Source organism: Blautia sp. OF03-15BH (genome assembly GCF_003463065.1).
Taxonomy (GTDB): domain Bacteria; phylum Bacillota; class Clostridia; order Lachnospirales; family Lachnospiraceae; genus Limivivens.
This window is the reverse complement of sequence record NZ_QSCM01000001.1, coordinates 387,876-399,671: the sequence shown is the minus strand read 5'-3', so window position 1 is coordinate 399,671 and position 11,796 is coordinate 387,876. Positions and strand designations below refer to the sequence as shown.

The window sequence follows — 11,796 nt, the reverse complement described above, 5'->3', positions numbered from 1 at the left end:
TATGGGTGACGGTTGTAGTATAGACGTCAGCCAGGAGAAAACGTTTGGTTAACAGCGGAGGAGGAAAAAGTTATGGAATTGGCAGAAAAGTTGGTGGAGCTTCGTAAATCCACCGGAATGAACAGAAGACAGTTTTCCGATTATTTTGGGATCCCCTACCGCACGGTACAAGACTGGGAGCTCGGCAACCGACATATGCCGGACTATCTTTTCCGTTTGATGGTCTATCGGGTCGAAATGGAGAAAAGCCAGGGAAAACTGGCATAATGATAATGATCAAAACACAAAAAACACCGCAGCGGCAGGTTCTCTCACCTGTAACTGCGGTGTTTTTTTGTGAGTGGAAACTGCTTATCTGAGAAAGAGATGAAGCAATTTCTCATGGAACTTCCGGTAGGGCTGATAGCGCATGGGAAGATCCAGCCAGGTCTTTTTGTCCACAATGCTCTTGGTGTGGGAGAAAGTGAGAAAACCGGCTTTTCCGTGGTAGGATCCCATGCCGCTTTCACCGAAACCGCCAAATCCCATTTCGCTGGTGGCCAGATGGATGATTGTGTCGTTGATGCAGCCGCCGCCGAAACCGCAATGGGAGGTCACAAAGCGGGCGGTCTTTTTGTCACTGGTGAAAAGGTAGAGGGCCAGGGGATGAGCCATGGAATTGATTTTGGCGACAGCACCCTCCAGAGAATCCCAGGTCAGCACCGGCAGGACGGGGCCGAAGATTTCCTCCTGCATGACCGGATCGGAGAAGGTTACGTTGTCCATGACCGTAGGTGCAATTTTCAGCTTTTCCGGCAGGGTGGAGCCGCCCCAGACGGTCTTGGCGGGATCCATGAGTTTCAGGATTCGCTGAAAATGCTTTTCGTTGATGATTTTTCCATAAGTGGATACGGAGAGGGGATCCCCGGTAAACTGCCGGCGGATCTCTTTTTTGATCTCCTCAACGAGCTGGTCCTTGATGGCCGGATCACAGTAGATGTAGTCCGGAGCCACGCAGGTCTGACCGCAGTTTAAAAATTTGCCGAAGACGATCCGGCGGGCAGCCAGTTTGAGGTTGGCGGTACGGTCCACGAGACAGGGGCTTTTTCCACCCAGCTCCAGCGTGACCGGCGTCAGATGCTCGGCAGCCTGGCGCATGACATCCTTTCCGACCGCCTGACTTCCGGTGAAAAAGATATAGTCGAAGTGTTCTTTTAAAAGGCAGGTGTTTTCTGACCGACCGCCGGTGATGACGGTGACAAATTCCGGCGGGAAGCAGTCTTCGATGAGCTCTTTGATGACGGCGCTGGTATTGGGAGAGTAGGCGCTGGGTTTTAAGACGGCGGTGTTCCCGGCTGCAATGGCGTCCACCAGAGGCTCGATCGTGAGAAGAAACGGATAGTTCCAGGGGCTCATGATCAGGACAGAGCCGTAGGGAGAAGGTTTCGTAAAGCTTCTGGAGTGGAACTGGGCCAGGGGCGTGGGAACCCTTTTCTCCCGGGCGAAGGAGCGGGTGTGCTTGAGCATATAGGAGATCTCACTTAAGGTCAGACCGGTCTCGCACATATAGCTCTCAAAGGCGCTTTTTCCGAGATCTGCCTGGATTGCGGCATGGATCTCGTCCTGGCGCTTCTGAATGGCAGTTTTCAGTTTTTTCAGGGCGGCCAGCCGGAAATCGACGTTTAAAGTGGCTCCGGTGTAAAAATAGGCGCGCTGTTTTTTTACGATTGCATGAATTTCTTGTTCATTCATAGGTCAGGCCTCCTTTTCCATCAGAAGATAATAGAATTGTTCCAGCTCCTTGCTGTCCATGAGGACAGGAACGGGATAAAGGGGATTTCCTTCCTTGTCGGCGTAGCGTGCCAGCTTCGGAATATCCTCTTCGCGGATTTCGGGGATGTGATCGCCGATGCCGTAGCGCTTTTTCATGGCCTGGATGGCAGCGATGAAAGTTTTTGCGGCCTCCTCGTCAGAGGTGTTTTTGTCAGCGAGACCGGCGGCGATGGACAGGGCATGGAGTTTCGGGTAAACGACGGGGCCGTAGGCTTCCAGCACGAAGGGCAGAAGAACGGCATTGGCAAGGCCGTGGGGAACGTTATAAGCTCCGCCGAGAGAATGAGCGACGGCGTGGACGTAGCCCACATAGGATTTGGTGAAGGCACAGCCTGCATAGTAGGAGGCCCGGAGCATGTTTCGACGGGCGTTGATATCGAAGCCTTTTTCGACGGCGGTGTCGAGATTTTCAAAGATAAGTTTCACGGCCTGGAGGGCATTTTCCCGGGTGCCGTGAGTGGTGGAGTTGCCGATATAGGCCTCCACGGCGTGGGTCAGGGCATCCATTCCGGTGGTGGCGGTGATGAAAGGTGGCAGGCTAAGTGTCACCTTCGGGTCCAGCACCGCGTAGTCCGGAATCAGGAAAAAGTCGTTGATGGGATATTTGTGTCGGCTTTTATCGTCGGTGATGACGGCAGCCAGAGTGGTCTCGCTGCCGGTGCCTGCGGTAGTGGGAACGGCGATGAGAAGGGGCAGCTTATGGCGGACTTTGAGGATTCCTTCCATTTTGGCGAGACTCTTTTTCGGGCAGGCGGCCCGGGCACCGACGGCCTTGGCGCAGTCCATGCTGGAACCTCCGCCGAAACCGATGATGGCCTGGCAGTTGTTGGAAAGATAGAGATTCAGGGCCTCCTCGACGTTGGCAGTAGTGGGATTGGCAACAGTTCTGTCGTAGACGATGCTGGGGATTCCGGCATCGGCCAGAGCTTTTTCAAGGCGCTCTGTGAGGCCGAGCTTTCGGATGCCGCCGTCGGTGATGAGAAGGACGGTATTGCAGTTTTTCTTTTCCAGAAGAGCCGGGATCTCCTTCACGCTTCCCAGAATTTTCGGATTGCGGTAGGGAAGGAGAGGAAGAGCCAGCTTAAATGTCGTCTGGAAGGTGCGGCAGTAAATTTTCTTTAATGGGTTCATGGATGGATCCTTTCCAGGATAGCGTTTCAAAGAGAAGCAGATAAGTCAATGGTCTGGCTGGTTTGAAAACGCTGTATTAAGGTAATGTGTAGCAGCAAAGAGTCGTGAATATGGCTGCCCATGTTTTGAAGTATTGCCAGTGACAATGAGGTTTTTACACGCATCAGGCGTCACTTGGACAGGTTTGTGAGGAGGGCGGAGAGATTGTCTGCAATCTGGAAGAGTGCCCGGTAAAAAATTTCCCGCTCCTCGTCAGTGAGCCCCTGGCCTCCGGCTTCCGTGGCCTGAAGAATCAGCTGCTGAATTTTCACCGCTGTTTCCCGGCCTTTTTCTGTGAGAAGGGCGGGAGCCCGGTATTTCCGGCCAGGCTCTGTTTTATAAGTGATGTAGCCTTCCTCCTCCAGCTCTGCGAGAATCCGGGAAATGCTGGCCTTGTCCTCCACAGTGATACGGGAAAGGTCAGCGGCAGTCATTCCCCCCGGGTGGATGGAGAGATAATAAATACACATGACCTGAGTGCCCTTAAGGCCCAGGCTGTTCATCCGTTGTTTTTTGATCCGCTGAATGTTCTTGTAAACCTGGGTGACACCGGCGGTGAGATCTTCGAATCGTTCGAGCATAATGTGGGAATCCTTTGTAATTTTTCATATTTGGTATCTGTCAAAGGAACGTGCATTTTCTTTGATAGATTGATTTTGTTGAAATTTCAACGTTAATCATAGTGGAAAAAAGTTGAATTGTCAACGCTTAACCGGGAAAAATAATAGGGAAAGAAGATGTTCTGCATGAATGAAGCAGAGCGGAAATAAGCATAAATTGGAAGAAGAGGAGACAAAGATGGGAAGAATTTTCTGTATATTAACGGGCTATCTCTGCGGCAGCTTCCTGACAGCGGAACTGGTGGCGCAGGAACGAATCGGAAAAAGCGCCTTTGAGATCGGCACAGGCAATCCGGGCATGGCAAATCTGGCAGAGCAGGGCGGCGTGGGCTGCGCCTTCCGGGTGCTGGCAGGCGATGTGGGCAAAACGCTCCTGGCCTGCCTGCTCTGCCGCTATGTCTGTGGAGCAAAGCTTGGGACTCTCGCCGCAGCCTACGCCGGCCTTGGCTGCATCCTGGGCCACGACTATCCCTTCTGGCACTGGTTTCACGGCGGAAAAGGCGTGGCCTGCAACGCAGCTGCCTTGATCCTCATCTGGCCCATGGGCGGCCTCTTTTCCTGCCTGATCGGTCTCACGGCTGTGCTACTCACCGGCTATCTCCCCTTAGGCGCGGTCCTGATCCCCGCCGCCTTCATCCTCCCGGCCTTCCTGGAGTACGGCCCGGAGTCCGGCTTCCTGACAGTCCTCATGACCTTCATCATGCTCCGCCAGCACGCCCCCGGCCTCCGGAATATGATTTTGGGTACGGAGAAGAAGGTGGATTTGCCGGGGATGCTGAGGTGAAAAATTTGATGAGGTAAAAATATAGAAAAATTTGCAAAAAAAATGCAAAAAATATGATAAACCTTGAAATTATAAACCTTAAAAAGGGGATTCAGGTAATTACAGAAGAAAACAAAGACGAATTACAATTATTTCATTTTCCTCAAATAAAGATCAACTTTGACGAATTATTTGAGGAAATTGATTAAGGGTATAACAAAGGCAGAAGTAAATAGGTAATATAGGTAATATGTGCAAAATTTGAGAATGTGGGATTTGTCCTTTGAAAGGATAAATCCCACAACAAGTTTTACGGGAAAATCACCAGCCCGATATGGTACACCACACATGACACCAGGAGGGCGGCCAGGGGCGTGAGGATAGCTGAGGCGATGCCGGAAATCACCCCTGCAAAGATCATGGATAAAAGGAAGATGACGAGGATGATACCAAAGGCCATGAATTTTCCTTTTACCGGGGAGAGTGCTTTTTTATCAAAGGCGGTAAAACTGGTGTTTGCCGTCTTTCCTGTTGTCTGCATGAGATAGAAAACGAGGGACGGGTGGACAGTTACCTGCTTGCACCGGGCTTAAGAATTTGCTTCGATGAGATCCATACGAACAGCTGGACGAAGGGAGACAGCAGTCAGTTTTCCGGGCAAATGCTGATCCTGAATTTCTGCATCCAGGGAAGATGCGATGTGTCCCTCGCACAGAACAGATACGCGATTGTCAAGGAAGGACAGCTCTGCGCCAGTACCATCTGGCCCACGAAGGATTTTTATTATCCGGGCAGACTGTATGAGGGAATCCAGATCTATGTGGGTCTTAACAGAGCAGAGGAGGAGACAGATTTTTTGCCGGCTCTGGGAATCTGTCCGGCGGGACTTGCGGAAAAATTCCGCGGAAACGATGGAGTTTATCTGCATCGGATGAGCGATTCGGTCCATACGGTGGTGAAAAAGATCTGGGAGAAAAAGGAAGCGCTGGAGCCTGGAGAACTCAGGTATCTTACCCTTCGGCTTTTGCATGAAATAAAGGATATGCCTAAGGAAAGCGAGCTGGATACCTGTTTTACCCGCTCGCAGATCGCCATTGTCAATGAGGCGGAGTCTCTGATTCTTGCGGATCTTTCCAGGCGGATTACGGCAAAAGAGATGGCGGAGCGTTTTGGAATCAGCAAGAGCAGTTTCAAATGGTATGTCAGGGGAATTTTGGGAGATAGCTATCTTTCTTACTTCCGGAAAAAGCGGATGGAAAAGGCAGCGGAGCTTCTTGAGAACACCGGACTTAAGGTAATCGAGATCGCGAATCAGGTAGGCTATGAGAATCAGGGAAAATTTGCCGGAGTATTTGCGGAAACTTATGGCGTCACGCCGCTGGAGTTTCGGAGGTGCCGGAGAAGGGAAGGTTGATTGCGTAGAGGAAATATCTATGCAGTACCGCTGTTTTTGTGTTAAGATGAAGGGGAAAGCTGGTGGATACGATTTATAAAACAGGAGAGAAATAAATGATTATCCAGACAGGAATGAGAACAGATATCCCGGCATTTTATTCCGAGTGGTTTCTTAATCGGCTCAGAGAAGGCTATGTGCTTGTGCGGAATCCCTATAATCAGCAGCAGGTGACAAGATATCGGTTATCGCCGGATGTTGTGGATCTGATCGCGTTTTGCACAAAGAATCCCAGACCTATGCTTTCTCACATGGATGTGCTGAAGCCCTATGGGCAGTATTGGTTTGTGACGATCACACCTTACGGCAAAGAGATAGAACCGAATGTGCCGGATAAGAAAATCGTAATGGAAGATTTCAAAAAGTTGTCGAAGCTGGCAGGAATTGACAGTGTAGGCTGGAGATATGATCCGATTCTGCTGGACAGAGAGCATACGGTGGAATGGCATATTTCTGAATTTGAAAAAATGGCGGCCTGTCTTTCTGGTTATACAAAAACCTGTGTGATCAGTTTTATTGATATTTATCAGAAGGTTGCGCGGAATTTTCCAGAGGCCAGGACCGTTTCAAAAAATGACAGACTGATAATTGGAAAAGCATTTATCGAGATTGCCAAAGGGTATGGAATGACGATCCGGCCCTGCGCGGAAGGGACAGAGCTGGCGCCTTACGGAGCGGATTGTTCAGGCTGTATGACGGTGAAAACATTTGAGACGGTTCTTCACACGCATCTGGACGTGCCAAAAAGAAAGGAAAATCAGAGAAATGGGCAATGCGCCTGCTTTCTCGGTGTTGATATCGGAGCTTATGATACCTGTGGTCATCTGTGCAGGTATTGCTATGCAAACGCCAATGCAGAACTGGTAAAAGAAAATATGAAAAGACACGATCCTAGGTCTCCTTTTCTGCTGGGCCAAAGCAGGCCGGAAGATATCATTCACGAAGCAAAGCAGGAAAGCTGGATTGATGGGCAGATGGTGTTGGAGTTAGGAGTATGAACAGAAAAATATTGGAATGAGTCGGAGCATCATTTCATAGAAAAAACAGATGAAGGAGAGCTAACATGAATGATTTTGGAATCAATGAAATGCTTGAGATGCAGAAAGCCTTACAGGAAAAATATAAGGATAAGTGGGAAGGTATTTCACCGGAGATTGGAAAGAATAAATTGCTCTGGATGGTGGGAGAAATCGGAGAAGTGATCGATGTTATAAAAAAGAATGGCGATCATAAGGCCTGTGAAGAAAGTGCAGAGAGAAGCCATCTGGTGGAGGAACTGGCAGATGTGCTCATGTATTATAATGATGTTTTGCTGTGCTATGGAATCACAGCGGAAGAACTGAAGGCAGCTTATACGGAGAAATTTCATAAGAATATGGGGCGGTGGTGAGCATATGATTTTTGTTAAACTGGATGAAAGTAATATAGAAAAATACATAGAATATTTGGAACATGCACTGGCTGTTGAGCCGGAGCAGATGCATGTAGACAAGATTGATAAAGAGGGTCTGAGAGAAAGAATTAAGGATCCCTTTTTCAGAAAAACAACCTCTGTTTTGGCAATGGAAAAGGATAAAGTTCTTGGGCGCATAGAATATCATTTTTATGGCTGTATGCAGGATGGCTATCATATGGCTTATGTTGACTGGGTTTATGTTTTGCCGGAGTATAGGCGCAGAGGCATCGCTCAAAGTTTATTTAAAGAAATGGAAAAGGACTGCAGAAAAAATGGCATCGACCAATATTACCTCATCAGAGCCACAAATGCCAATGCAGATAAGTTTTATCACAGCTTTACAGAGGTAGAACTGAGTGAGGCGCCGATTTTGAGAAAAGATTTAAAATGAGTGCATCAAATAAAACATAAGTGTTCGTAGCTACAAAAGGAGATAATAAATATGCCAGAAATATCATTATTTTATGGAATTAGAGTGACAATGTATTACAAAGACCACATGCCGCCACATTTTCATGCAGAGTACAATGGACACAAAGCATTGGTGGATATCAATAATATACAGGTAATAAAAGGTTCTTTACCAAATAAACAGTTAAGATTAATATTGGCATGGTGTACGATTCATCAGGATGAATTGATGCAGAATTGGGAATTGGCAAAAGATATGAAGCCGTTAAATAGAATAAATCCACTTATCTAATACTTGGAGGTGAAGATATATGAATGAATATTTTCCTACAGTTGTACAAGTAATACCATTGGATAATTTTCATGTGCAGGTTTTCTTTGATGATGGGAAAGTAGTTGACTATGATGTCACGGAAGATTTAAAGACAGCGCTCTTTGAACCGTTGAGGAAGATAGAGAAGTTTAAAGATGCTTGTACCGTTATGAATGGAACTCTGGCTTGGGACATTTCAGGTAACTGGGATGAGACAGATTGTATAGATATTGATCCATTTACAATCTATGAGATGAAAGGTATCAATCACATGATCGCATAGAGAAAAGACCAAATTCTCTTAAATGGAGGCAAAATGGAAATCAGAAACTATTCCACATACAACGAAAAGGAGATCCTGAAGCTTTATTCGAGTGTCGGCTGGACGGCGTATACGGATGAACCGCAGGCATTGAAGCTGGGATTTCAAAATTCGTTATTGGTGCTGGCAGCGTATGAGGGGGAAGAGCTGCTTGGAATTATTCGGGTCGTTGGCGATGGGGTTACGGTCGTTTTTATTCAGGATCTGCTGGTGTTTCCTGAAAAACAGCGAAAAGGCATCGGGACGGCTCTGGTGAAGGCTGTTCTTGAGCGTTATCCGACTGTTCGCCAAATCGAGCTGACGACAGACCAGAGCCCGGAAAAAGCGGCGTTTTATGAATCGCTGGGCTTTTCAGAGTTTGCGAAAATTGGCTGTCGCGGATTTATGAAGTGTTAAAAAGGAGGAAAAGAAAATGGCAAAAGAGCAGAGATTTGAGAGAATTTATTCACAGGGCACCCTGACAATAACGGAAATCTGGGTGGACAGGGAGACTGGCGTAAACTATGTATTTCATACAAGCGGCAATGCGGGAGGAATGACACCCTTGCTGGACAGAGAAGGGAAGCCTGTCATTTCTCCCATTATGAATCGCGAGATGTAAAGATCAGAGGAATTTGTCCAGCTCTGCCTCGACCTGCTTTCTCTTTTTGATCTTAGGCTGTTCGATGAGGCGGCCGCCAGCCATGACCATCTCCAGGTTTCGGAGTGCTTTCAGGTCTTTCAGCGGATTCTGAGTGGTGACGATCAGGTCTGCGGCTTTGCCTTTTCTATGGAACCGGTGAGGGAGCCGATGCCGGCCAGCTCAGCGCTCCGTTTGGTAGCAGTGTAGAGGGCGAATGAATTGGAGACACCTACATATTTGTGGAAATAGTAAAGTTCGCGCCAGAAATCGTACTGAGTAATCCAGGGGCAGCCCACATCATTGCCGAGAACGACGGGAATATCGTTTGCGAGAGCTGCTTTGGCGCAGGCGATGATTCCCTCGAAAACAACGTTTCCATTATACTGTTCCACCTCGGTGGCGTTGGTGATGGAGCGGTCAAATAAGGCATAGGGCAGGGCCGGGGAGATCGTGGTACAGAGGAAAGCGCCCCGCTCTTTAAAGAGATTTATCATCTCGTCGGTGAGCTTTGCCCCGTGTTCGATGGAATCCACGCCATTTTCCAGGGCGACACGGACACCTTCCGGAGATTCCACATGGGCGGCGACAAGATAACCGTCGGCATGGGCTTTTTCACAGACAGCCCGAACCATTTCGGGCGGCATTTTCAGCTCGCCGGGCACGCCTTTTTCCTTGGCATCCAGGACACCGCCGGTGATCATAAGCTTGATGAGATCCACCTTTTCCTGCTTGGATTTTTTGAGCTGGCTGAGGGCATCTGGAATGGATGATGCGGCCACTGCCACGGAACCGGCCATATGGCCGCCGGGCACAGAGATTCCCTGATTGGAGGCGAGGATGCGGGGCCCAATTTTGGATCCGGCTTTGATTTCATCGCGAAGGCGGGTATCAAAATCTCCCAGACCGCCCACGGTACGGATCGTGGTGACGCCGCTTAAGAGTTCGTCCTTGGCAAAGCCAGCAACCATTCGGTAAGCAATGGCTCTGGTGAGTGAGGTGCTCATGATGGTATTTACCAGTTTTTCATTGTCACGCTGTTTTTTCTGCGGCTTTCCGCTTCCGGCGAGGTGGACGTGCATATTGATGAGGCCGGGAAGGATGTAGTGGCCTTTCAGATCAATTTTTGTGTAGCCGGAAAGATCGGCAGTGTCAGGCACGATATCGTGGATTTTTCCATTTTTTACCAGGATGCAACAACTGTTATTCCCTCTTCAAAGATCAATCTTCTTAATGAAAGTCCACTGACCAAAAGTCTGTCATTTGCAGAGATGGCAAAACGGCAGGAATTGGGAATGTTCACGACGAGGGAAAACCGAAGAGCAGCTACCATTATCAATAAAGCAATTGATCAGTCATCCAATATTTTAAATGGCGTTGTCCTTGCACAGAATTCCGTTTTGGAAAAGAAAATGACCTTGCAGGATGTATTTGCAGAGTATGCTGGTTTCGCTATCGGAGTTTCCTTTGTGATCATTTTTGTACTGCTTCTTCTGATCTATTCTCTTTTGGTAAGCAGGAAAAAACAGATGGAAGCCTTGAAAGAAGCACAGAATGCAAATGCTGCGAATATCGCAAAAACGACGTTCCTGAACCATATGTCCCATGACATCAGGACACCAATGAATGCGATCGTTGGGTTTACAGAGCTTGCCATGAAGAGGAAACCGGACAAAGAGGTGGAGAATTGTCTGAAAAAGATCAGACAGAGCTCAGAATATCTGATGACGCTCATTAACGATGTGTTGGATATCAGCCGCATTGAAAGCGGTAAACTGGAATATAAACCAGTACCGGTAGATCTTGGGGAGATGGTAAATACGGTTTTGTCGATTGCAAGGGGTTATATGGAAAACCGTGACCTTCATTTTTATGTTTCAAGAGAAGAACTGAAAAATCCTTATGTGATGGCAGATGAACTCAGGATCCGGGAAGTATTGCTCAACATCATCAGCAATGCAGTCAAATTTACAAAAGATGGAGGCAGCATTTCATTTGTTGCAGAAAACGATCCGGGCAATGATGAGCAGCATATGATCGTACGTTACCGCATATCAGATACCGGAATTGGTATGAGCGAGGAGTTCCAGAACAGAATATTTGATGAGTTCAGTCAGGAAACTGATGGGGCAAGAACCAGTTATAAGGGAACCGGACTGGGAATGGCGATTGCCAAGCAGTATGTAGATCTTATGGGCGGGAAAATTGAGGTCAGCAGCAGACAGGGCATTGGCTCAACATTTACAGTAGAAATCCCTCTGCTTATAGCAGAACAGGTACGGACGGAAGCGAATGAAAAGTTAAGGAAAGATATGGATCTGCATGGTTTGCATGTTCTTTTGGCAGAGGACAATGATCTGAACGCAGAAATAGCGATTGCTCTATTGGAAGAAAAAGGGATGGCTGTGACCAGAGCTGCCGATGGGAAATCTGCCCTGATACAGTTTTGCAATACAACTCCGGGGACCTTTGATCTGATCTTGATGGATATCATGATGCCGGAAATGAATGGGTATGAAACGACAAAAGCGATCAGAAATCTGCCGGACCGTCCGGATGGAAAAGAGATTCCTATTATTGCAATGACAGCAAATGCATTTGCAGAGGATGTGCAGGCTGCTTTGAATGCCGGAATGGATGACCATGTGGCGAAGCCGGTTGATATGAGTATTTTAATATCTGCTATAATAAAATATATAAAGCGATGATGTTTTTGTTGTGTATAGTGGAACGTGGAAGTATAATGAAATCAGTTTTTTTGGTAACAGTTCGGAATGGACAAAGCGGCGCGTAGACCTGTGGCCTGTTGTTTTGAACGTCATGAACAGTTACCATTTACAGAAATATAAAACAGCAG

General features: G+C 47.8%; 16 protein-coding genes. 11 read left to right on the top strand and 5 right to left on the bottom strand.

Going from position 1 to position 11,796, the window contains the following annotated elements; all coding sequences use genetic code 11:
- Nucleotides 1-72 precede the first annotated feature (72 nt).
- Nucleotides 73-267 carry a helix-turn-helix domain-containing protein gene (locus DXA57_RS01850; RefSeq protein WP_117764192.1) on the top strand — a complete coding sequence of 65 codons (195 nt, stop codon included), beginning with the start codon at nucleotides 73-75 and terminating at the stop codon, nucleotides 265-267.
- A gap of 84 nt (nucleotides 268-351) precedes the next feature.
- On the opposite strand, the gene DXA57_RS01845 is transcribed toward DXA57_RS01850, so the two are convergent.
- The 3 genes from DXA57_RS01845 to DXA57_RS01835 all read right to left on the bottom strand — a co-directional run bounded on the left by DXA57_RS01845 (nucleotide 352) and on the right by DXA57_RS01835 (nucleotide 3,563).
- Nucleotides 352-1,731, bottom strand: a complete 1,380-nt coding sequence (locus DXA57_RS01845) for an aldehyde dehydrogenase (RefSeq protein ID WP_117764191.1) — start codon at nucleotides 1,729-1,731, stop codon at nucleotides 352-354.
- 3 nt (nucleotides 1,732-1,734) lie between these two features.
- Nucleotides 1,735-2,943 (bottom strand): iron-containing alcohol dehydrogenase, encoded by a 1,209-nt coding sequence (locus DXA57_RS01840; RefSeq protein WP_117764190.1) that lies wholly within the window; start codon nucleotides 2,941-2,943, stop codon nucleotides 1,735-1,737.
- A gap of 170 nt (nucleotides 2,944-3,113) precedes the next feature.
- Nucleotides 3,114-3,563 carry a MarR family winged helix-turn-helix transcriptional regulator gene (locus DXA57_RS01835; protein WP_117764189.1) on the bottom strand — a complete coding sequence of 150 codons (450 nt, stop codon included), beginning with the start codon at nucleotides 3,561-3,563 and terminating at the stop codon, nucleotides 3,114-3,116.
- A gap of 169 nt (nucleotides 3,564-3,732) precedes the next feature.
- Between DXA57_RS01835 and DXA57_RS01830 the strand changes: the two genes are divergently transcribed.
- Nucleotides 3,733-4,386 carry a glycerol-3-phosphate acyltransferase gene (locus tag DXA57_RS01830; RefSeq protein WP_243005683.1) on the top strand — a complete coding sequence of 218 codons (654 nt, stop codon included), beginning with the start codon at nucleotides 3,733-3,735 and terminating at the stop codon, nucleotides 4,384-4,386.
- Between the two features lie 289 nt (nucleotides 4,387-4,675).
- On the opposite strand, the gene DXA57_RS01820 is transcribed toward DXA57_RS01830, so the two are convergent.
- The gene (locus DXA57_RS01820; protein WP_117764188.1) at nucleotides 4,676-4,906 is read right to left on the bottom strand and encodes a hypothetical protein; all 231 of its coding nucleotides are present in this window, start codon (nucleotides 4,904-4,906) and stop codon (nucleotides 4,676-4,678) included.
- Nucleotides 4,907-4,927: 21 nt separating this feature from the next.
- On the opposite strand from DXA57_RS01820, the gene DXA57_RS01815 reads away from it, so the two are divergent.
- The 8 genes from DXA57_RS01815 (at nucleotide 4,928) to DXA57_RS01780 (ending at nucleotide 8,921) form a co-directional block, all read left to right on the top strand.
- Nucleotides 4,928-5,779 carry a helix-turn-helix domain-containing protein gene (locus tag DXA57_RS01815; RefSeq protein ID WP_117764187.1) on the top strand — a complete coding sequence of 284 codons (852 nt, stop codon included), beginning with the start codon at nucleotides 4,928-4,930 and terminating at the stop codon, nucleotides 5,777-5,779.
- Nucleotides 5,780-5,874: 95 nt separating this feature from the next.
- Entirely contained in the window at nucleotides 5,875-6,816 is a 942-nt protein-coding gene (locus DXA57_RS01810; protein WP_117764186.1) for a DUF1848 domain-containing protein, read from the top strand.
- Between the two features lie 65 nt (nucleotides 6,817-6,881).
- Nucleotides 6,882-7,208, top strand: a complete 327-nt coding sequence (locus DXA57_RS01805; RefSeq protein ID WP_117764185.1) for a MazG nucleotide pyrophosphohydrolase domain-containing protein — start codon at nucleotides 6,882-6,884, stop codon at nucleotides 7,206-7,208.
- Nucleotides 7,209-7,212: 4 nt separating this feature from the next.
- Complete coding sequence (locus DXA57_RS01800) at nucleotides 7,213-7,665, top strand: GNAT family N-acetyltransferase (RefSeq protein WP_117764184.1); 453 nt, start codon at nucleotides 7,213-7,215, stop codon at nucleotides 7,663-7,665.
- A 51-nt stretch (nucleotides 7,666-7,716) separates the two neighbouring features.
- The gene (locus DXA57_RS01795) at nucleotides 7,717-7,977 is read left to right on the top strand and encodes a DUF4160 domain-containing protein (RefSeq protein WP_117764183.1); all 261 of its coding nucleotides are present in this window, start codon (nucleotides 7,717-7,719) and stop codon (nucleotides 7,975-7,977) included.
- Nucleotides 7,978-7,996: 19 nt separating this feature from the next.
- Nucleotides 7,997-8,281 (top strand): DUF2442 domain-containing protein, encoded by a 285-nt coding sequence (locus DXA57_RS01790; protein WP_117764182.1) that lies wholly within the window; start codon nucleotides 7,997-7,999, stop codon nucleotides 8,279-8,281.
- A gap of 33 nt (nucleotides 8,282-8,314) precedes the next feature.
- Nucleotides 8,315-8,716, top strand: coding sequence for a GNAT family N-acetyltransferase (locus DXA57_RS01785; RefSeq protein WP_117764181.1), 402 nt, complete (start codon nucleotides 8,315-8,317; stop codon nucleotides 8,714-8,716).
- Between the two features lie 16 nt (nucleotides 8,717-8,732).
- Nucleotides 8,733-8,921, top strand: a complete 189-nt coding sequence (locus DXA57_RS01780) for a DUF6440 family protein (RefSeq protein WP_117764180.1) — start codon at nucleotides 8,733-8,735, stop codon at nucleotides 8,919-8,921.
- 143 nt (nucleotides 8,922-9,064) lie between these two features.
- On the opposite strand, the gene DXA57_RS01775 is transcribed toward DXA57_RS01780, so the two are convergent.
- A complete protein-coding gene (locus tag DXA57_RS01775) occupies nucleotides 9,065-10,099 on the bottom strand; it encodes an amidohydrolase family protein (RefSeq protein ID WP_330423173.1) in 1,035 nt (344 codons plus the stop codon).
- On the opposite strand from DXA57_RS01775, the gene DXA57_RS01770 reads away from it, so the two are divergent.
- On the top strand, nucleotides 10,046-11,647 hold the full coding sequence (locus DXA57_RS01770) for an ATP-binding protein (protein WP_147345643.1): 1,602 nt from the start codon (nucleotides 10,046-10,048) through the stop codon (nucleotides 11,645-11,647). The genes DXA57_RS01775 and DXA57_RS01770 overlap by 54 nt on opposite strands.
- Nucleotides 11,648-11,796: the final 149 nt, after the last annotated feature.